The sequence below is a fragment of the Sulfurimonas sp. NW15 genome, assembly GCF_051132285.1.
Taxonomy (GTDB): Bacteria; Campylobacterota; Campylobacteria; order Campylobacterales; family Sulfurimonadaceae; genus Sulfurimonas; species Sulfurimonas hydrogeniphila.
The window spans coordinates 548420-568315 of the sequence record NZ_CP093237.1; the positions used below are offsets into that span (position 1 = coordinate 548420).

Here is a 19896-nt window from a genome sequence, read left to right on the forward strand (position 1 = left end):
GGCCAGAGTACACCCAATAAGAGCAGGCTGTTTACAGACGTTTCATACATTTTAAAAAAACTCCCGCTGGGTAATGAGATGCACCCATGCTAAAGGACTCCAGGGAGAAGCGGCGAACAGACCAAAAGAAAGAGCAAAAAATGCTGTAATAAGCGGCGGCCATAAGAGACTGAGTTTTGTTTCCCCTTTTGAAAAATTATGTTCATCAGGCCAGGATTTTGGAGGTGCCAAAAACCATGCTCGATAAAGTATAGGTAAAAAGTATCCTGCATTCAGGAGACTGCTCGCAGCAAGTACAGCTATTACCCACCCCTGCCCGGATTCCAAAGCACCAAGTCCCAGGTACCATTTCGTAATAAATCCTGCAATCGGAGGTATACCGATCATGCCAAGGGCGCCGATAGTAAAAGACACCATAGTCCAGGGCATGCGTTTTGCGATGCCGTTCATTTGGCTTACCTGATGTACGCCAAGTGTTTCTGCAAAATTTCCTGCTCCAAAAAAGAGAGTGATTTTCATAACACCTTGGTGCACAAGATGTATAATTCCCCCTGTTGTTGCGATGGGACCCACTATGGCAATACCAAGGATGATATAAGAAACCTGGCTTATTGTAGAAAAAGCCAGCCTTCGTTTGAGATTATCCTGAAAAAGTGCTCTGAGAGAGCCGTATATGATAGTGATGGAAGCTATAACAGCCAGAGGTGTTGTCAAACCAAGAAAAGCTGCTGTTTCAAGTCCGTATACTTCATATACAACGCGTACTATACCGAATGCTCCTGCTTTGACAACGGCGACTGCATGCAAGAGAGCACTTACCGGTGCCGGCGCCACCATGGCTTGCGGCAGCCATCCATGCAGAGGAAAGAGTGCTGCTTTGACACCGAATCCTGCAATTAAAAGGATGAAAATTGCTACAAGAGCCGAAGAATGCTCTTGCAGTATTGTTTGCACAAATCCTTTTGGCGTAAACTCAAGTGTACCGGTTAATGTATAAAGCCATACTGTTCCCAAAAGTAACAGGGTTCCTCCAATCAGAGTATAGAGAAGGTATCTGCTGCCTGCAAGACGGGACTCTTCAGTACCTCTATGGATAATAAGAGGGTAGGCAGAAAGTGTCAGTATTTCATAAAAAAGCAAAAAAGTGATGAGGTTTCCGGATAAGGCAATGCCAATAGTGGCCGTAATACAAAGATTGAAAAACCCGAAAAAGCGGCTGCTGTGTGCAGAACCCTCCAGATAACCAATAGCATAGACAGTGGTTATAAACCACAAAACACTTGAAAGCCCTGTAAAAAAAAGAGCAAAAGGTCCGGCACGCAAACTGATATCAAGATTCTGGATAAGCGCAAAACGTATTTCATAATGTTCACCGTAATAGACACCGACAAACATCCATATGACTAAAACAAGTGTTATGAAAATTCCCCAAAGATTTAAAAAAGTACGGAGCCTATGCTGTTTTTCTGAAAGCCTGAAGATTATCAGAGCGGGTAAAAAAGAGCTCAAAACTACAAACAAGGGTACATATGTATTGAAACTCATGGAGCTGCTCCAATGCTTCCAAAAGGATTTCCAATATGTATCAGCGAAAGCAATGGTGTCGCAAAAAAACCTGTCAAAATTGCCATTATCGCAAGACACAGAGGTACAAGTTCCATTGAGAGAGGAATTGTTTTTGTCTTCTGTGAAAGGGCTGCTTTGGTAAAAGTAAGCCCCAGAACCTTGAAAATATATCCTGCAGCCAACAATCCGCCCAGAAGAACTACTGCGGTTATTCCCCAGTTATTGTCTGTAAGTGATGCTTCAAGGAGAAACCATTTGCCTATAAAACCGCCACTGAGGGGTAATCCGATAATACTCACTCCCGCTAAAGCAAAAGCAGCGGTACTCAAAGGAAGCCTTTGTGCAATACGGTCCAAATCAATGATACGGTCATGCCCGTGAAAATGCAATAAATTTCCTGCTACAAGGAACAAAGCACTTTTTGCCAGTGCATGTGAGAGCATAAGGTAGATAAGTGCACTCCACGCTACAGACACCCCTCCCAAAGCCAAAGAAAAAGCAAGAAAAAGATAGCCTACCTGCGCTACTGTGGAGTAGGCTATGAGCAGTTTCAGTCGAGTCTGCACAAGTGCCTGAACGGAGCCCCATAAAACGGCTATGGATCCAAGTACAGCAAAAAATATTTCAAAATAAAAATTATGCAGAGGAAAAAAAAGAGATATCCATAAGCGCAGCTGTATATATATGGAAGCTTTGATGATGAGCGCCGACAATACTGCACTTATAGGGGCAGGAGCACTGGCATGTGCAGGCGGAAGCCAGAAATGCAAAGGAAAAAGAGCGCTTTTAAGAAGCAAACCGGCACTCATCAGACCCATTGCAGCCCATGCTGCAGGGGTAGATTCTATTGTATTTGAAAGAATGGCAATATCTACACTTCCAAAACCATGATACAACAGAGCGACGCCTAAAAGATAAGCAAGCGAGCCAAGCAGTGTCACTAACAAATACCGCATAGCTCCTGTCAGTGCCTCTTTTGTATTGCTCAAAGCAGTCAGGGCGGCGGAGGCCAGTCCGATAAGTTCCAAAGTTACATAAAAATTAAAGATATCCTGCGATAAGAAAAGAGCATTAAGCCCGGCTATGAGCAACAGCCAGATTGGCCAAAACCAAAGAGACTGTGTCTGCGTAAAATATTTTCCTGCATAGACACTTGCTCCGACTCCGATGAGTGCAGTTAGCCCAAGCATAACAAGACTTAAACCGTCTATGTAAAGGTTTATACCCAAGGGTGCATCCCAGCCGCCTACAAGATGATAAAAAGCACCTCGCGTACGTAGTTTCAGAGCAATAAAAACTACAAAAAAGAGTGTGAGTATGAGTGTGGAAATACCGATAGCTTTATTGAATTTCGGCAAAAGAAAAGAGAACAATCCTCCTAAAATCGGCAATAAAATCAAAAAAACTTCCCAAGGGGTTGCTAATACAAGTTTTAAATACATCACTTTTCTTCCAGGCTTGAAAGCTCTGCTTTGCCTGTTTTTAATGCAATTTTTATCATAAAAACCAGGGCCAGTGCTGTTGCGGATATAGCAACAACTATCCCCGTGATGACCATGGCATGCGGTACCGGGTCCGGCTGTGTGCCTGCAGTGCGCATGGAGAGGGAGACAAGTAAAAGAAAAACACCGCTTCCCATAATGTTTATGGCAAGCAGTTTTCGCAAAAGATGGGCCTGTACAATGAGTGTATACAAACCTGTACAAAAAAGTCCGATTCCGGCGACAGCATAGAAAAACAGTGTGCTCACTTCTCTTCCTTTGGTTGTGCAAAAATAGTAAAAAAAAGATTAAAAAGAGTTATTGCTATTGAAACAGTTGCAGCGGCTTCAAGAATAAAAATGAAATAAGAAGCCTCTGTTGCAGAAAATTCAAGAAGTGTATCAGAAAACAGTAGTGTGATTGCCGAAACAAGAACAAAAGCAAGCAAACCTGTACTTGCAAGAAGTCGTACAAAGAAATTTTTATAAGACAAATCAAGTTTCCACCCGCTTAAAAAAATCAAGATTCCAGTAGCACTTAAAATAGAACCGGCCTGAAAAGCACCGCCTGGAGCCTGTGCTCCAATCCATAAAATATAAGCACTCAGCAAAAGCAATACAGGGACAAAAATCCCTCCCAATCTTTTTAATACAGGGCTTTTTAAAAGAGATTTCGCCTCTCTTGCTGAACTGTCCAATGAATAAACTCCCAAAAGAGCAATAAACAAAACCGCCATCTCAAGGAGGGTGTCATAGGCACGGAAGTTCATCAATACCGCTGTTACAGGATTGGAAACACCGCTGTTTTGCATTTGTGAGCCTACTGTTTGGGCAAGACCCTGTGTCTGTTGAGGTAAAGATAAAACGGCATACGTTAAGCCTGCAAAAAGAAGAGCTGTTAAAATGAATGTAAAAAAACGTACCATACTTTATACCCTCTCTTGTTTTAATCTATATTCATTTTCTTGAGTTTGACCAAAGCACTTAACAGCAGTGCCCCTGTAAGTCCGGCACCAATAACCACTTCGGCCATAGCAACATCGTAAGCACCCAACCGTCCCCATGCAACAGATATTAACAAACCAAAGACGATAAAAAAGACAATAGCCTGAAACAAGTCTTTACATGTAAGTGTTTTATAGGCAACAAACAACAATGAACTTGAGAGTAACATGTCAAAAACAAATTCTACGATTGCTAACGTTTCCATATTTTTATTCCGTTGCGAAATGCGTTTTTTGCGATTAAATGTGAGACACCTGCTCCTGCCAAAAAAACCAAAAACCAGATAAGCAGCAGTTTTCCTATCTCAAAGAACGAATCTGCCTGCAAACAGAGTGCAAGTACAATGAAACCGACACCGATATTGTCAGCTTTTGTCAAAGCATGCAATCGGGTATAAACATCCGGCAGCCGTAAAAGCCCGACTGTGCCGGCTAAAAAGAAAACTGCTCCGAACAAGAGAAATATGATAGAGAGAATGTCAATCATTTTCATGCCTTTTGTGTTTTTTTTTGCTACTGCTTTGGACAAAGGCTATTGCAGTGACAGCAGCGAGTGAAGCAAAAAGCAGTGCTATGTTGCGCAAAGCGGCATGTCCGTTTATTTGCGAAAGCAAAAGCAAAATAATGATGGCAATCGTACCAAATAACTGTGATGCCAAGATTCTGTCCTCATTTGTCGGACCATAGGCAAGACGCCATATGCCTGCAATAAGGTTTAGAAACAAAAATACTACAAGACCTGTATAGATAATATTCATCATTTGCATACCTACAGGGATATAGGAGTTTTAAATCCCGGAGGCTTGATGGCAAGAACCGAACAGTCTATCTGGTTGAGTATGTCTTCTGCTGTATTTCCCATAATGACTCCGGCCAAACCTGTTCGCGCGACAGTGCCCATAACAATCAAATCAATTTGCAGTTTTTGGGCAAACTGGGGAATGATTTTATTTGGCAAACCTCGCAGCAGATGAATATTCGGTTTTAGAAATTTTAACATATCACCGATTTGCGTATGTGCTGCATCACGTAAGAGTGCTTGCAGCTTTGAATCATGCAGATGCTGCATCTCCTGTGCATATTTAATAACTTCTGAATCCGGCATCTTTATAAATGCACCCTGCATGAGTGCTGTTTCTGGAGCATCCCATACATGCAGTACATGTAATTGGGCTAACTCGCTGACAGCAAGAGAGCTTGCTATTTGAAGAATTTGATGGTTTAGCTTTTCCTGTGTATCTGGTTCTTCTTCCGTTTCAGTGTCAATATTTACATCGACAGCAGCCATGATATGATTGAAAGATTCAGGGCTGTTTTTTTTGATAAACCAAACCGGACATGGACATTTTCGTAAAAGATGCATATCATTGCTCCCGAACAATCGATGCATCCAACTTGCATTTTCCGGAATTTTGATGACCAGATCATAATTGTTTAGCAAAACATGATAGATTATCTCATAAAAAGGTGTTCCGAAAAATACTTTAATTTCAATATCTGACTGGTTTGAAACAGTCTGTGTCAAATCTTCAAGCTCTTTTGTTTTTTCTTTTTTTAAAAGAGTTTTTACATCCATATCCAAAAAGTTTTTCAAAATACCAAAACTGGCTTTTGAGTTGTTAATAACACTCGCAACTGTCAGTTTTGCCTGATTGTCTGTTGCCAACTTGACAGCGCGTTGCAAAATGCTTTGGCTCGCTTGTGTATCTTCAATAATGCAGAGTATGTTTTTAAATCTTTTCATTTGAACTACCTTGAGTGTTGGTCTTTTTGGAAAATATCTCATTGATATAATCTTCAATGAGCAGGACCTCTTGTTTGATATTTTTGCCAATATCCAAAACATGAATCAACAACAAATTATTTTCAATTTCTACTGAAAGTGTACCCGGAAGCAGGTTTAATACATTGACAATCATATCCTGCTGTACTCCTTTTGGAAGATGCAGCTGATACTTTAGCAAACCAGGGTTTATCGGAAGAGCCGGATGAAAAACACGCAACATGACATCAAATCCTCCCAAAAGAGAGCGTATAAGATAAAACGGAATAAATTTCAGGAATGCAGTAAAGTTCCAAAAGACAGGAGGAACAAGGATAAGACTGATTATGGATGAGAGCAATACAGAAGGAACGCCAATCCAAAGAGAAGAGATGTCGCCGTCTGTCAGTATTATCCAAATAATAAAAAATAAAAACATTCTTTTGGAAAGAACAAAGAGAAAACGGGTTCCAATCTGAATATTTTTCATAGTATGACCACCTTGTATAATAACATTGTACACTTTTTTCTCAATATTTTAAAAAGATTCACAGCGGCTCCCTTAGAATGTATTTTAATTCCAGCTCTTTTTCTATAAGTTTATAGTATTCACTGAGGAGTTTTTGTTTTGCCTGAAGTGTTATGATCTCTCTTTGGTTGAGCGTAAGCAGGTTTCCTATGCCAAGCTTGTAGCGTCTTCTTTGCGCATCTTCAACTTTCTGTTTAAGTGTCACCTCTTTTTTTGCAAGATTTATAATCTCTTTTTTTGTTTTTATCTCCTGCAGTACTGTAATGATGGCCGTTCTTAGTTTGCTCTTTTGGAGTGCTATCCTGTTTTGCAGCAAAAGCGTTTCTTTTGTATAGGCACCTTTTTGCCCTTTGTAGGAACTTCGCTGTAAAGGAAGATTGAAATCAAAAGTAGCTTTGTACCCTTCTTTGTATTGCAAATCATAGACACCATAAAAATTGACATCCAGTTTTGGATACTTTTTGACTTCATTGTACTTTTGTTTAATTGTTATTTCTTTTTCCTTTACATGTAACGCTTTGAGAAGCAAACTGTTTTTAAAAGCTGTTTGAACTGCTTGATCCTGCAGCAGCTCCAAAGAACTTTGCTTTGGCAATTCCGGAAGTGTATACTTGGCATCAAAATCTTTTTTGCTAATATTGAGATATTGCAAAAAAGAGTAAAAAACTTTTTGAAACTGCATATTTGTCAGTACAACTCTCTGTTTCCTGTTGATAATTTCACTTTCTATCTCTGTTAATGCTATTTGCGGCAATTTTCCGGTTTGAATACTTTTGTCAATGAATGCAAAATTAATATATGCTTTGTTGAGAAGTTCTCTGTTGGCTTGGAGCAGCTCTTTGTGAAGCAAAAGTTTATAATAGAGCTTTGATACATCAAGATAAAATTTGATGATTTTGTCCTGTGATTGCAGTTTTGCTATTTTTGTCTTTTGTTGGGCAAGAGAGAGATTCTTTTGGTTTTTGCTGATGCTGTTAATGATATTGAAAACTGGAAGATGCAGGTTGACAATGGCTTCTCCTTCTTTGGATGTTTTTATGTTGTTGTACTCCTGTGTTCCTGTTGCTTTTCTATATGCGGCTGAAAATTCCACTCCGTTTCCAAGAGACTGCTTGAGTCCTGCTTTTGTAAACTCTGCTGTAGAGAGCGGGTACTCTTTTTTTTCATAGTTTGCATCAAGTTTTATATCAAAAGCACCCTTGTAGAAAATTTCATTATATTCTTTAATGTAAATATCACCCACTTTTTCGTAGTAAAAAGGGTTTTTTTCATTAAAATAGTTTATGATGTCTTTTTGGACAAATATTTCCTGGGCAAAACCGTAACTGCATAAAAGAACGATAAGCAAGCTTTTTATCTGCATTTAAAAACTCGATTCATCTATTTTTACATGGACCATTTTTGGCGGTTGTGCCGATATGAGTCTCCATATTTCATACCAGATAGGAACTGTTGAGAGCCGTACCCATATCTTTGCCTGTGTTCCGTTTCTTAAAAGATGTGACGGAGGCCATTTGCTGTCTTTTTCATTTTCTACAACAAGTGCATAGTAGTTATTCTGATCATATGCCGTTTGTTCTGTTGTGGCAATTTTTCCGCCGTATGTTCCGTGAGAGATTTTTGGCCATCCGGAAATCTGCAGAGCGGGCCATCCGTAAAATATTATACGGGCTTCAAGGCCTTTTTTGATGAGTGGCATATTGAAGTTGGAGACTTCAAGGCGGATGGCCCTTGTTGTTACTTTTGGAACAAAAAAGAGAATCTTCTCCCCTTTTTTGAGAAGTTTGTTTGTGTCATTTTGATAGATTCTGACCACATAACCATCCGATTTGGCTTTAATGTCTTTATTCTCATAGCGCAGAAGTTTTACACTTTCGTTTTGCAGATTCTTTTTAAGTGTATTAATACTGTTCTTTGTTTCCAGCAATCTGTTTTTTATGGTGTTTATCTTTTGTGTCAGTGTATTGAAAATCGCATCTTTTTCATTTTGGAGTACTGATATCTCTTTGTAGGCATTTTCTATTTTTGTGTTTATTATTGAAAGTTCTGCTTTGGTTGATATGTACGCATTGTTTTGTACCTCCAGTGCTCTTTTTGATTCTATACCGTCTTGAAAAAGTTTTTGCGTTCTTTTAAAGTTGATATAGGCAATTTTTTCCTGGTTGGTCAGTGCGGTTTTTTTCTCCTGCAGAGCAAGGATATTGTTTCTTTGCTGTGATATTTTTGTAGTAAAAGCTTTCATTTTGTTTTCAAGGTTTTCTTTTTGATTGGTGAGGTTGTTTTTTAGATTTTCAAGTTTAATTGCAAGATTGCTTATCTGGTTTTGTGTCTGCTGTTGGATATCCTGGAGCCTTTGCAGATAATCTTTGTCCAAATCTCTCATTGAAAAAAGAAGTTCCCCTTTTTTGACTTCCTGATTTTCTTGCACATAAAACTTCTCTATTACGCCATCAACGGTTGCAACTATGTTGTACTCCCGTTCAGTAGGGTTTAATGCGATTACTTTTCCTATACCGAAAACAGTTTGTTGCCATGGCAAAAAAAGCAAAACTATGAAAATTGATATAATAGAGAAGGTAATAAGCATCCAGTGTTTTATAAACTTATGCGGTTCAACGAGTTCCAATGATTTGTATTTTTTCACGTTTCTTCACTTTCAAAGACTTTGGAGAGTTTGTCGATTTTGTAAAAACCCTCAATCATGTCATAAATATAATCTATTTTTTCAATAAACTCTTTTAAGGCACCGACAACAGAGATAATGAGGATCTCAGCTGCAACGAACTCTCCAATAGGGACAATGCCTTCAAAAACAAGATAACCGCCCAAAATGAAGAAGGATGCCAAAATAAATCCTTCTGTAACAAAAGTAAGCGCAACCTGTTTGATGATTATTGCAAACATTTGCTGTCTTTTTGAAATGTATTTTGTCAGATATCCATCCAGTCTGGATGATATGCTTTGGCTTGTATCGTTTAAGAAGGGAATACTTTGCAAAAAGTATATGGCATTGTGTTTTGCATCAGACCGTGCGACTGCATTTTTTGGGCTTTTTCTTCCTAAAAATAAAATCATAATCGCAAATATAATTATAAATACCACGCCCAGTACGAAGAAGGAAACATCAAACAGAAGAAGAAGCAACAGACTTATGACAACCTTGATAATAAGGCTGGAACCGTTTAGGAGCAAAATCGGAAAAAGTTTCTGTATGTGTACAACATCAAAAAAGTAGTTCATATATTTGTCGATTTTATCTTTGTTTTGAAGGTTGTTTTTATTGTTGATCGCAAGTTCAGAGACTTTAATGGCATTTTTTACAAATATTTTTTGTTCAAATTTTTCTATGATGTACTCTTTTATGACTTGCAAAATTGCAATAAGTGAAAAAATGACAATTACGACAATGCTTAAGACAGTAATGGAGATAGAAGCATGCGCCAGTACGCTGTTAATAATAAATGCTGAGGTCAACGGACTCACAAGCAGTAAAATTGCTTCAATAACAGAATAGTACAGAAGATAAAAAATATTTTTTTTATCTTTTGATGCAATACTTTTGAGCTGCTTGAAAACATTACTAAAAATTTCTTCATTTGTCATGTTGTTTTTTGCCCCTAAATCTAAATTATGCCATACAAAACTGCTTTATATGCTTGAATACCGCTGCCGAACTATTTTTTCAATGGCAACTGTAACATAAATCAGCACTCCCACGGCAAATATATTGAGCCAGTCATGCAAACTGATCGGTGCAGTATGAAACATTTTATTCATAATTGGCAGATATGTCAGGGCAACAGAAGCGCCTATCATACAAAAAATACCGATCCATATCCAGAGATTGCTGAAGAATCCCAGCTTAAATATGGAAAAACGCAGTGAACGGGAATTGAGCAAATAAAAAGATTCTCCAACGGCAAAAACATTGACTGCTATTGTGCGGGCCTCTTCCAAACTGTTTCCGTGCATGAGTGCCAGTTCAAATAAGCCAAAAGAGCCGCCTAGGAGCATTGTACCCACTAAAAAGATACGAATCAGCATCTCTTTTCTTAGTATCGGAGCAGATGGCGGATGCGGCGGTTTTTGCATCAAACCTGGTTCCTGCGGTTCAAATGCCAGGGCCAGTCCGAGAAAAACTGCAGCTGTCATGTTGATCCACAAAGCCTGAACAGGAAGAATCGGGAGTGTGACATTTGCTAAAATAGCAACCATGATGACAAGCCCCTCTCCAAGATTTGTTGCCAATATGAAACCGATAAATTTGATAATATTTTCCAGTACAGCCCGTCCCTCTTCGACAGCTGCCTCTATAGAAGCAAAATTATCATCAGTCAGTACCATATCTGCCGCTTCCTTGGCAACTTCTGTCCCTGTGATCCCCATAGCAATTCCGATATCGGCTCTGCGAAGCGCAGGGGCATCATTGACACCGTCTCCTGTCATTGCAATAATTTCATTGTTCTTTTGGAGGGCTTCGACGATACGCAGTTTTTGTTCCGGTGTTACTCTGGCAAATACCGAAGCATTTTTTGAAGCTTCGAGCATTTCTTTTTCTTGTAAATTATTCAGTGCATTTCCTGTAATGACGACACTGTTTTCATCTTTTTGCGCAGAATGGATTAATCCCATCTTCCTGGCAATTGCTGTGGCTGTTATGGCATGGTCCCCTGTAATCATTTTTACATCTATGCCTGCCGTTTTGCATGCTTCAATCGAAATTATTGCCTCTTCTCTTGGCGGATCTATCATACCCTGAAGACCGATAAACTCCAAATTGTGAGAGATATGTTCATGTTCGAGGGTTATTTTGTGCTCTATGACAAGTCTGGCAAAGGCCAAGACCCTTAAGCCTTTTTTTGCCATAGACTCCACCTCCATAAAAATATCATTCTCATCGAGAGGGACAGGCTCGCCGTTTATATCCAAAACAGTACTGCATCGCTGGGTAATACTCTCTACAGAGCCTTTTACATAAATGATATATTTGTTTGTTTCTTTGTCAAAATGCAGAGTTGCCATATACTGGTATTGCGATTCAAAGGGGATCGCATCTATCCTTGGCATGTCAGCTCTTAATGCGTCAGTGTCTATTGCCGCTTTTTTTGCACAGACCAGCAATGCTCCCTCCGTAGGATCTCCTTCTATGCTCCATGCCTTTTCACTCTTTTTGAGTGTGGAATCATTGCATAAAACTCCTGCTTTGAAGAGTTCCAAAAGAGTCCGGTTCTTGCCGCTGTCATAATTTTTGTTTTCTTGGAGGATCTCTCCATCTGGCGAATACCCGACTCCGCTTATCTCAAATTTCTCATTTGCGCAGTAGAGTTCCTGGACGGTCATTTCATTGCGTGTCAATGTCCCTGTTTTGTCTGAACAGATTATTGTGGTGCTTCCCAGGGTTTCTACAGCCGGAAGATGGCGAATGATTGTATTTCGTTTTGCCATGCGTGCGACACCGATAGCCAAGATAATTGTCATAACAGCAGGCAGACCTTCGGGTATCATGGCAACACTCAGTGCAATGGATGCCATAAACAACTCTTCCCAGGATTTACCGTGCCATAGCCCTACAGCAAATGTGACTGTTGCCAAAAAGAGAATTACCAACAATAAGAGATGACTGAATTTGGATATTTTACGTGTCAAAGGAGTATCTAATACGGTTGCATCATTAAGCAGCTTTGAAATATGACCTATTTCTGTCTCATCGCCTGTTGCAACAACAACACCTGTGCCTGTACCGTATGTGACAAAAGTTGACGAATAGAGCATATTGGTGCGATCCGCAAGAGAAACATCTTCGGGAAGTATTGTATCTGTTTTTGAAACAGGGGTTGATTCTCCTGTAAGGGCGGATTCGTCTATCTGCAGTTCACGGGATGAGAGAAGCCGCATATCAGCAGGGACTTTGTCTCCTGACTGCAGCAACACAATATCTCCAACCACAAGTTTTTTTGCATCAATCTGCTGTTTTTTTCCGCCACGCAACACAGTGCTTACTGTAACTAAAGACTCTGACAAAGCGGCCAGTGCATTGAGTGCTTTGTTCTCCTGGATGAATCCTATGATGGCATTGAGTAAAACAACACCAAAGATCACACTGGCATCAACGTAGGCACCCAGATATATTTTTATGACAATAGCCGCCAGCAAAATATAGACCAGTGCCTGATTGAATTGACTTAAAAAACGAAGGAGTGCAGATTTTGTTTTTTTGACACTTAAAAGATTCGGACCATATTGTTTGTACCTTTTTATTGCCTCATCTTCTTGAAGTCCTTTATTCAAATCCGAGCTTAAGGTTTCCAATATCTTTTTTTCATGAAGAGCATGCCAGCTGTTTTTCATATCTAACCCTGTTTTTATTTTAAAATCAGGTAAATGGTACTCTTTTTTAGCTTAATGATAAATGTTATCGTAAAGGGATAGACCATTTGGCATAGTAGGCAATAAGCCTGAGGGTCAGTGCAGCAAAAAAGAGGATAGAGATATTTGTATACGTGGTTACATGTAAAGTATGCAGTGCATATAAAATAACGGCAATAAGAATAGAAACTGTTCCGTAAAAACCTGTTTTTAAAACAAAAGGTACTTCGTTGATGATGACATCACGTGCAATTCCTCCCCCTACTGCGGTCAGAAAGGACATGGCAATAATGCCTGTGAGATTGAAACTGCTCTCTATGGCGATCAGTGCCCCCGAGATACTGAATGAGACCAGACCGATAGAGTCACTTAAAATAAAAAGAGCTTTGTTCTCGATAGAGTTGCGGTGATGAAATTTAAAAATGATAAGAAGCAGCAAAACAGAGATGACAATCAGTGCCGGATAGTTATGCGAAAAAGTAAAAGGAATTTTTGCTACGGTAACATCTCTCATGATCCCGCCGCCAAGAGCCGTTAAAAATGTAGCCACTAATACACCGAGCAGATCAAGCCTGTTTCTGGTTGCTACAAAAAAGCCACTCATTGAAAAAGCGATAATGCCTATGTACTCTGCTATTTCAAACACAGAGCAAGCCCTTCAACTATTGCTTTTTTTTCCAGGGTTTTGATTTTTTTCTCAAGTGAATCAACCGTCTCTTCAGGGAGTATTTGTAATGATTTTTGCAAGATGATTTTTCCCTCATCATAATTTTCATTGACTTCATGAATAGTGACACCGCTTGTTTTTTCTCTGTTTTTTATGACAGCTTCATGTACAAAGCGTCCATACATGCCGGCACCGCCATATTTTGGCAGTAGAGAGGGATGCGAATTGATTATTGTAAAACTGGATGTAAGCAAAGGAGAGAGCTTTTTCATGTAACCTGATAAAAAAACACATTCGCATTGATACTCTTTCAACAGCCGGTAAATAGTTTTATCCGGATCCGTATCTGTCTTTGCATTGACAAGTTTACATGTAAGCCCATATTTTTTTGCTTTTTGCAAAACCTTGGCATCTGTGTTGTTTGAAATAACCAAGGCAATGTTGAGCGATAAAATTCCTGCATTGACAGCTTCAAAGATGGCATCGAGACCGCTTCCGTTATGCGATGAAAGTATAGCTATGTTCTTCATGTTTTCTACCTGATTTTGAGTGTGATGAGTGCCAAAATATTCGAAAGAATAGCAATAATCCAAAAACGGACGATAATTTTGTTTTCCGCCCATTTTTTCATTTCAAAATGATGGTGAATCGGCGCCATTAAAAAGACCCGTTTTTTACGGAGCTTGAAGCTGCCTACCTGAAGAATAACAGAAAGCGTCTCTATAACGAAGATGGAACCAATCAGGAGCAGAAGTATTTCGCTTTTACTGATAATTGCCAGATATCCCAAAAATGCGCCTATGGTCAAAGAACCGCTGTCTCCCATAAATACTTCTGCAGGATGGCAGTTGTACCACAAAAATCCTGTAAGCGCACCTATGAGGGCACTGGCAATAATGGCTACTTCACTGACCTCAAAATGAGGCATGAGCAGGTAAGCACTGATTTTGACATTGCCTATAATATAGATGATAATACTGAAAGTGGCAAGGGCAACGATGGAAGGCACTGTTGCAAGACCGTCGAGTCCGTCTGTCAGGTTGACTGCATTGGAAGTGGAAATAATGACCAAAACCCATAAAAGAACGGCAAATGCACCCATGTCAAGAAGAGGTGTTTTTAAAAAAGGCACATACAAATCGGTGTTAAAATCAGCAAAGTAACATAAAAAACACGAAACAGCAAGGGCTGAAATGATTTGAAGCAGCAGTTTTGTTCTTGCTTTAAAGCCTGCAAGATTTTCATTTTTTTTGATTTTTGCAAAATCATCCCAAAAGCCTATGAGTGAAAAAAGCACAAGGGTAAGCAGTCCGGCCAAAGCATACGCATTGTCAAGACGGACTGTCAGAAGTGTGGCAATAATGGTAGCACCTATAAAGACGATGCCTCCCATTGTAGGCGTCGAGACTTTTTCCTGATGTCTTTGCGGTGCCCATTCGTTAATAGGCTGCACACTGGATGTTTTTTGGGCCCAGCGTATAAATTTTGGCATTAAGTACAATGTAAGAGTGAGGGCAATAAAAAAAGCGATTCCGGCACGAATAGTAATATAGCCTAAAATATTTATGTCGAGAAACTGATGTATAAAATATAGCAAATATTTGTCCTGATTAGAGTCTTGTTTGTTATTTGAAAGTGACATTATAGTATAATCACGCAAGAAAATTATTAATAGGAATAAAATTGAGTAAAAAAGCAATTTTAGTCATAACAGACGGTATTGGCTACTGTGAAAAAACAGAGCATAATGCATTTTATAATGCAAATAAACCTGCGTATGACAAATTTTTTAATGAAGTGCCGCACGCTCTTATAGAAACCTTTGGTTTGAGTGTCGGACTTCCCGAGGGTCAGATGGGCAACTCTGAAGTTGGGCATATGAGTATAGGCAGCGGACGTGTTCTGTATCAGGATCTGGTCAAAATATCATTGGCGCTTAAAGACGGTTCTTTGGAGCAAAATGAAGTTTTGCAAGAGCTTTTTCAAAAATCGGACAGGCTGCATTTAATTGGATTGATGAGTGACGGCGGAGTGCACTCGCATATAGATCATTTTATGGGTATAGCTGATATTGCGGCAAAAAACGGTAAAAAAGTCTTTTTGCATCTTATTACAGACGGAAGAGATGTCTCTCCAACATCGGCACAAAAATATTTAGAAGAAGTAAAAAAGCATTTGAATGAAAATGTAACAATTGCTTCCATATCCGGGCGTTTTTATGCAATGGACAGAGATAACCGCTGGGAACGGATCAAGCGTGCCTATGATGCTATTGTATCTGCCCAACCGCAAACAGACATGACACCTGAAGCCTATATCGGGCACTCTTATTCACTTGGAGAAACCGATGAGTTTGTCGAGCCGACTGCATTTGCAGGATATGAGGGGATGAAAGAGGGAGACAGTGTCCTTACTGTAAATTTCAGAAGTGACAGAATGCGAGAAATGGTAACGGCACTGGCTGATGAAAATTTTACAAAATTTGAAAGAAAAGTACAGCATGTAAACCTTGCAACAATCACCGAATATGACAAAAATTTTCCCTATCCTGTGATGTTTAGAAAAGATGTGCCAAAAAATACTTTGGCTGAAGTGATTGCCAGCGCAGGGCTTCGTCAGTTACATACCGCAGAGACGGAAAAATACGCACATGTGACCTTTTTCTTTAACGGCGGAATTGATGAACCGTATGAAAATGAAACACGGGTTTTGATTCCCTCGCCAAATGTGAAAACATATGATATGAAACCGGAAATGAGTGCAAAAGAGGTTGGTGAGGCTGTTCGTAAGGCAATGGACGGGGAGTATGACTTCATAGTGGTAAATTTTGCCAACGGAGATATGGTCGGACATACCGGTGATTTTGAAGCGGCAAAGAAAGCTGTTGAGGCTGTTGACGAAGAGTTGGGAAAAATATATGCCAAAGCAAAAGAAAAAGAGTATGCATTTGTGTTGACAAGCGATCATGGAAACTGTGAAGAGATGCGGGACGAAAACGGCAATGTGCTGACAAACCATACGGTCGGAAAAGTATGGTGCTTTGTGGATGCACAGGGTGTTGAAAAAGTAAAACCGGGCGGGCTCAACAACATAGCCCCGACGGTTTTAAAGCTGATGGAACTTCCGATTCCAAAAGAGATGGATGGAGCTTTGGTAGAAGTATAGTTGACACTACAGAAAAAAATTAAAGGAAGGTATAATGAAATTTAGCGGAAAAAATGTTTTAGTAACAGGCGCAAGCCGTGGAATAGGTGCAGAAATCGCCAAAACTTTGGCGGGATTTGGTCTAAAGGTGTGGATAAACTACAGAAGCGGCGCAAAAGAAGCGGATGCGGTAAAAGAGGCAATCGAAGCAGAGGGAGGCAGTGCGGCGGTTATCGGGTTTGATGTAACCGATGAGGCAGCTTTTATTGACGGGATAAAGACAATAGTGGATGCGGACGGTGAGCTTTCCTATCTTGTAAACAATGCAGGCATTACAAAAGACAAGCTGGCATTGCGTATGAAAACAGAAGATTTTATGGCTGTTATTAACGCTAATCTTACCTCTGCTTTTATCGGATGTCGCGAATCTATGAAAGTTATGCGAAAGAAAAAATTCGGTTCGGTTGTCAATATTGCTTCGATTGTAGGCGAAACAGGAAACGGCGGACAGACAAACTATGCAGCGAGCAAAGGCGGGGTTATCGCAATGACAAAAAGCTTTGCAATTGAAGCTGCGACAAGCGGTATACGATACAACACTATCACACCGGGATTTATTGCAACTGAAATGACAGAAGTGCTGAGTGATGAGGTGAAAAAAAGTTTTACAGACAAGATTCCTATGAACCGTTTCGGTGATGCAAAAGAGGTGGCAAACGCAACAGCTTTTTTACTTTCGGACTATGCAAGTTACATTACGGGAGAAACTTTAAAAGTTAACGGCGGAATGAACATGGCATAAATGTCCTCTAAGATATTTATGCTATAATTACAGGATTTTAAACTTAAAAAAACAGGAGCTATAATGGCACTTTTAGATGATATTAAAGAAGTAGTAGTTGAGCAGTTAAGCGTTAACCCAGATGAAGTAAAACCGGATTCAAAATTCGTAGAAGATTTAGGTGCAGACAGTCTTGATGTTGTAGAACTGGTAATGGCTCTTGAAGAAAAATTCGACATCGAAATTCCTGATGATGAAGCTGAAAAAATTCAAACTGTTCAAGATGTTGTAAACTATATCGAAAACAAGTAGTCAGTTTTTTAATTTTTCAAAGAGGTTAGTCATCTCTTTGAAAGCAAATATTTTTAATAGTTAATTTTTGTATTGATTTTTAAAAGTATTTTATTATTTTATGGAGAATATTCAATGAAAAGAGTGGTAGTTACAGGTCTGGGAATGATAAATTCAGTAGGTCACGATAAAGAGAGTTCTTTTAAAGCTATATGTGACGGTGAATGCGGAATAGACATCATCACTATATTTGACCCTGAAAAATTCAGTGTAAAAATAGCCGGAGAAGTCAAAGACTTTGATCCTGCTACGGTTATGCCTCCCAAAGAAGTAAAAAAAGCAGACAGATTTATCCACCTTGGACTCAAAGCTGCCAAAGAAGCGATGGAAGATGCGGCACTTCCTGAAGATACAGATATGGAGCGATTCGGAATCAGTGCAGGTTCAGGAATCGGCGGACTCCCTTCCATTGAGAAAAGTTCTGTTATTTTAGAGACTCGCGGACCAAGAAGAATTTCTCCGTTTTTTATTCCGGGTGCTCTTGTAAATATGCTGGGAGGATTCGTTTCTATAGAACACGGAACAAAAGGACCAAACCTTTCAAGTGTAACAGCCTGTGCCGCAGGAACACATGCAATCAGTGAAGCGGTAAAAACCATTATATGCGGCGGAGCCGATAAAATGCTGGTTGTCTCGGCAGAGTCTGCTATAACAGGTGTGGGAGTCGGCGGATTTGCCGCGATGAAAGCACTCTCTACAAGAAATGATGATCCCAAGCATGCCTCTCGTCCTTTTGACGCAAATCGTGACGGTTTTGTTATGGGAGAGGGGGCTGCGGCTCTTGTTTTGGAAACATACGAAGATGCAGTTGCGCGTGGTGCAAAAATATACGGTGAAATTATCGGTTTTGGTGAAAGCGGTGATGCGAATCATATTACAACACCATCATTGGACGGTCCTGCCCGTGCGATGAAAGCTGCCTATAAAATGGCAGGTGAACCGAAACTTGACTATGTCAACGCACATGGAACCAGTACACCGGTAAATGATAAAAATGAAACAGCAGCGCTGAAAGATCTTTTGGGCGGAAAAGAAAACTGTCCTCCGATGAGCTCTATCAAAGGACAGATCGGTCACTGTCTCGGTGCAGCAGGCGGTATAGAGGCTGTTACATGTTTGATGGCGATGCGGGACGGTATCATTCCTCCGACAATCAACTATGAAACACCTGATGAAAACTGTGACCTGGATTATGTTACTGAAGGTGCGAGAAAAGCAGATCTAAACATTGTTATGAGTAACTCATTTGGTTTTGGCGGAACAAACGGCGTTCTTATATTCAAAAAAATCTAATTGACAAGGATTTAATTTGGCTACATACTTAGACTTTGAATATAAAATAAAAGCTATTCAAGAAGATATAATCTCTGCACAGGTTCGCCATGATCAAGGCGCAGTTGAAGAGTTGAAAAAGAAATTAGATAAGGAAGTTACAAAGATTTATAAAAATCTTTCTGACTTTCAAAAGCTTCAACTGGCACGCCATCTTGATCGTCCTTATGCACTGGATTATATTAATCTTATAATGAGAGACAAGTATGAAATACACGGAGACAGACATTTCCGTGATGATGCCGCTATTCTTTGTTATATTGGGTATATTGACAATCAAAAAGTTATGGTTATCGGCGAGCAAAAAGGGCGTGGAACAAAAAACAAGTTGAAGCGAAATTTTGGTATGCCGCATCCTGAAGGCTACAGAAAAGCACTCCGTGCCGCTAAATTAGCAGAAAAATTCAATATTCCGCTTCTTATGCTTGTAGACACACCGGGTGCCTATCCTGGTATAGGGGCAGAAGAGAGAAACCAGAGCGAGGCTATTGCGAGAAATCTGCTTGAACTGGCAGAACTGAAAATTCCTACGGTTTCTATTGTTATAGGAGAGGGCGGTTCCGGCGGTGCTCTTGCCATCGGCGTTGCCGATAAATTTGCAATGATGCGTTATTCTATCTTCAGTGTTATCTCGCCTGAGGGATGTGCTGCAATTCTTTGGAATGATCCTAAAAAAGTAGAAACTGCTACAAACGCACTTAAAATCACCAGTGCAGATTTAAAAGAGCTTGATTTGATTGACGATATTATAGATGAGCCTTTAATCGGAGCACACAGAGAAAAAGAAAAAGCAGCACAGGTTCTTAAGGAGTATTTTTTACAAAAAGTGGACGAATTAAAAGCTATGAGTGAAGAAGAGAGAATGAATGCACGCTATGCAAAACTCACAAAACCGGGTGCTTTCAAGGAGTAAC

The 19896-nt window shown here is 39.8% G+C and carries 21 protein-coding genes; 5 read left to right on the forward strand and 16 right to left on the reverse strand.

The window, feature by feature from the left end:
* Positions 1-51: 51 nt before the first annotated feature.
* From MLC52_RS02765 to mraY, 16 genes are all read right to left on the reverse strand, one after another.
* Positions 52-1545, reverse strand: a complete 1494-nt coding sequence (locus MLC52_RS02765; RefSeq protein WP_434581199.1) for a proton-conducting transporter transmembrane domain-containing protein — start codon at positions 1543-1545, stop codon at positions 52-54.
* Positions 1542-3008: a complex I subunit 5 family protein gene (locus MLC52_RS02770; RefSeq protein WP_434581200.1), complete on the reverse strand. Its 1467-nt coding sequence runs from the start codon at positions 3006-3008 to the stop codon at positions 1542-1544. The genes MLC52_RS02765 and MLC52_RS02770 overlap by 4 nt, the downstream gene beginning before the upstream one ends.
* Positions 3008-3316, reverse strand: coding sequence for a sodium:proton antiporter (locus MLC52_RS02775; RefSeq protein WP_151900936.1), 309 nt, complete (start codon positions 3314-3316; stop codon positions 3008-3010). Before MLC52_RS02775 ends, MLC52_RS02770 begins: the two co-directional genes overlap by 1 nt.
* Positions 3313-3972 carry a hydrogen gas-evolving membrane-bound hydrogenase subunit E gene (gene mbhE, locus MLC52_RS02780; RefSeq protein WP_434581202.1) on the reverse strand — a complete coding sequence of 220 codons (660 nt, stop codon included), beginning with the start codon at positions 3970-3972 and terminating at the stop codon, positions 3313-3315. The genes MLC52_RS02775 and mbhE overlap by 4 nt, the downstream gene beginning before the upstream one ends.
* 20 nt (positions 3973-3992) lie before the next feature.
* Positions 3993-4256: a Na(+)/H(+) antiporter subunit B gene (locus MLC52_RS02785; RefSeq protein WP_151900934.1), complete on the reverse strand. Its 264-nt coding sequence runs from the start codon at positions 4254-4256 to the stop codon at positions 3993-3995.
* Positions 4244-4543: a monovalent cation/H(+) antiporter subunit G gene (mnhG, locus tag MLC52_RS02790; RefSeq protein ID WP_418641070.1), complete on the reverse strand. Its 300-nt coding sequence runs from the start codon at positions 4541-4543 to the stop codon at positions 4244-4246. Before mnhG ends, MLC52_RS02785 begins: the two co-directional genes overlap by 13 nt.
* Complete coding sequence (locus MLC52_RS02795) at positions 4530-4811, reverse strand: monovalent cation/H+ antiporter complex subunit F (RefSeq protein ID WP_434581205.1); 282 nt, start codon at positions 4809-4811, stop codon at positions 4530-4532. The genes mnhG and MLC52_RS02795 overlap by 14 nt, the downstream gene beginning before the upstream one ends.
* Before the next feature lie 8 nt (positions 4812-4819).
* Positions 4820-5794: a universal stress protein gene (locus MLC52_RS02800; RefSeq protein ID WP_434581207.1), complete on the reverse strand. Its 975-nt coding sequence runs from the start codon at positions 5792-5794 to the stop codon at positions 4820-4822.
* On the reverse strand, positions 5781-6302 hold the full coding sequence (locus tag MLC52_RS02805; RefSeq protein ID WP_434581209.1) for a Na+/H+ antiporter subunit E: 522 nt from the start codon (positions 6300-6302) through the stop codon (positions 5781-5783). The genes MLC52_RS02800 and MLC52_RS02805 overlap by 14 nt, the downstream gene beginning before the upstream one ends.
* A 58-nt stretch (positions 6303-6360) precedes the next feature.
* On the reverse strand, positions 6361-7704 hold the full coding sequence (locus MLC52_RS02810) for a TolC family protein (protein WP_434581211.1): 1344 nt from the start codon (positions 7702-7704) through the stop codon (positions 6361-6363).
* On the reverse strand, positions 7705-8985 hold the full coding sequence (locus MLC52_RS02815; RefSeq protein WP_434581213.1) for an HlyD family secretion protein: 1281 nt from the start codon (positions 8983-8985) through the stop codon (positions 7705-7707).
* Positions 8982-9944, reverse strand: coding sequence for an ABC transporter ATP-binding protein (locus tag MLC52_RS02820; RefSeq protein WP_151900927.1), 963 nt, complete (start codon positions 9942-9944; stop codon positions 8982-8984). Before MLC52_RS02820 ends, MLC52_RS02815 begins: the two co-directional genes overlap by 4 nt.
* A 45-nt stretch (positions 9945-9989) precedes the next feature.
* A complete protein-coding gene (locus tag MLC52_RS02825) occupies positions 9990-12689 on the reverse strand; it encodes a cation-transporting P-type ATPase (RefSeq protein ID WP_434581215.1) in 2700 nt (899 codons plus the stop codon).
* A 64-nt stretch (positions 12690-12753) separates the two neighbouring features.
* A complete protein-coding gene (locus tag MLC52_RS02830; RefSeq protein WP_346389405.1) occupies positions 12754-13353 on the reverse strand; it encodes a trimeric intracellular cation channel family protein in 600 nt (199 codons plus the stop codon).
* On the reverse strand, positions 13341-13904 hold the full coding sequence (locus tag MLC52_RS02835) for a phosphoribosylglycinamide formyltransferase (protein ID WP_434581217.1): 564 nt from the start codon (positions 13902-13904) through the stop codon (positions 13341-13343). Before MLC52_RS02835 ends, MLC52_RS02830 begins: the two co-directional genes overlap by 13 nt.
* A gap of 5 nt (positions 13905-13909) precedes the next feature.
* The gene (mraY, locus tag MLC52_RS02840) at positions 13910-14971 is read right to left on the reverse strand and encodes a phospho-N-acetylmuramoyl-pentapeptide-transferase (protein WP_151901544.1); all 1062 of its coding nucleotides are present in this window, start codon (positions 14969-14971) and stop codon (positions 13910-13912) included.
* A gap of 86 nt (positions 14972-15057) precedes the next feature.
* Here mraY and gpmI point away from each other — a divergent pair, with 86 nt between their 5' ends.
* The 5 genes from gpmI to accA all read left to right on the forward strand — a co-directional run bounded on the left by gpmI (position 15058) and on the right by accA (position 19895).
* Positions 15058-16539, forward strand: coding sequence for a 2,3-bisphosphoglycerate-independent phosphoglycerate mutase (gpmI, locus tag MLC52_RS02845; protein ID WP_418641079.1), 1482 nt, complete (start codon positions 15058-15060; stop codon positions 16537-16539).
* Between the two features lie 34 nt (positions 16540-16573).
* A complete protein-coding gene (gene fabG, locus MLC52_RS02850) occupies positions 16574-17320 on the forward strand; it encodes a 3-oxoacyl-ACP reductase FabG (protein WP_151900923.1) in 747 nt (248 codons plus the stop codon).
* 63 nt (positions 17321-17383) lie between these two features.
* Positions 17384-17611, forward strand: coding sequence for an acyl carrier protein (acpP, locus tag MLC52_RS02855; protein WP_013326372.1), 228 nt, complete (start codon positions 17384-17386; stop codon positions 17609-17611).
* A gap of 114 nt (positions 17612-17725) precedes the next feature.
* Positions 17726-18943: a beta-ketoacyl-ACP synthase II gene (locus tag MLC52_RS02860; RefSeq protein ID WP_151900922.1), complete on the forward strand. Its 1218-nt coding sequence runs from the start codon at positions 17726-17728 to the stop codon at positions 18941-18943.
* A gap of 16 nt (positions 18944-18959) precedes the next feature.
* Positions 18960-19895 (forward strand): acetyl-CoA carboxylase carboxyl transferase subunit alpha, encoded by a 936-nt coding sequence (gene accA, locus MLC52_RS02865; RefSeq protein ID WP_151900921.1) that lies wholly within the window; start codon positions 18960-18962, stop codon positions 19893-19895.
* Position 19896 lies beyond the last annotated feature (1 nt).

Coding starts and splice junctions, on each gene's coding strand:
- MLC52_RS02765 (WP_434581199.1), bottom strand. CDS start 1,545: ATGAGTTTCAATACATATGTACCCTTGTTTGTAGTTTTGAGCTCTTTT.
- MLC52_RS02770 (WP_434581200.1), bottom strand. CDS start 3,008: ATGTATTTAAAACTTGTATTAGCAACCCCTTGGGAAGTTTTTTTGATT.
- mbhE (WP_434581202.1), bottom strand. CDS start 3,972: ATGGTACGTTTTTTTACATTCATTTTAACAGCTCTTCTTTTTGCAGGC.
- MLC52_RS02785 (WP_151900934.1), bottom strand. CDS start 4,256: ATGGAAACGTTAGCAATCGTAGAATTTGTTTTTGACATGTTACTCTCA.
- mnhG (WP_418641070.1), bottom strand. CDS start 4,543: ATGAAAATGATTGACATTCTCTCTATCATATTTCTCTTGTTCGGAGCA.
- MLC52_RS02795 (WP_434581205.1), bottom strand. CDS start 4,811: ATGATGAATATTATCTATACAGGTCTTGTAGTATTTTTGTTTCTAAAC.
- MLC52_RS02800 (WP_434581207.1), bottom strand. CDS start 5,794: ATGAAAAGATTTAAAAACATACTCTGCATTATTGAAGATACACAAGCG.
- MLC52_RS02805 (WP_434581209.1), bottom strand. CDS start 6,302: ATGAAAAATATTCAGATTGGAACCCGTTTTCTCTTTGTTCTTTCCAAA.
- MLC52_RS02810 (WP_434581211.1), bottom strand. CDS start 7,704: ATGCAGATAAAAAGCTTGCTTATCGTTCTTTTATGCAGTTACGGTTTT.
- MLC52_RS02820 (WP_151900927.1), bottom strand. CDS start 9,944: ATGACAAATGAAGAAATTTTTAGTAATGTTTTCAAGCAGCTCAAAAGT.
- MLC52_RS02825 (WP_434581215.1), bottom strand. CDS start 12,689: ATGAAAAACAGCTGGCATGCTCTTCATGAAAAAAAGATATTGGAAACC.
- MLC52_RS02835 (WP_434581217.1), bottom strand. CDS start 13,904: ATGAAGAACATAGCTATACTTTCATCGCATAACGGAAGCGGTCTCGAT.
- fabG (WP_151900923.1), top strand. CDS start 16,574: ATGAAATTTAGCGGAAAAAATGTTTTAGTAACAGGCGCAAGCCGTGGA.
- acpP (WP_013326372.1), top strand. CDS start 17,384: ATGGCACTTTTAGATGATATTAAAGAAGTAGTAGTTGAGCAGTTAAGC.
- MLC52_RS02860 (WP_151900922.1), top strand. CDS start 17,726: ATGAAAAGAGTGGTAGTTACAGGTCTGGGAATGATAAATTCAGTAGGT.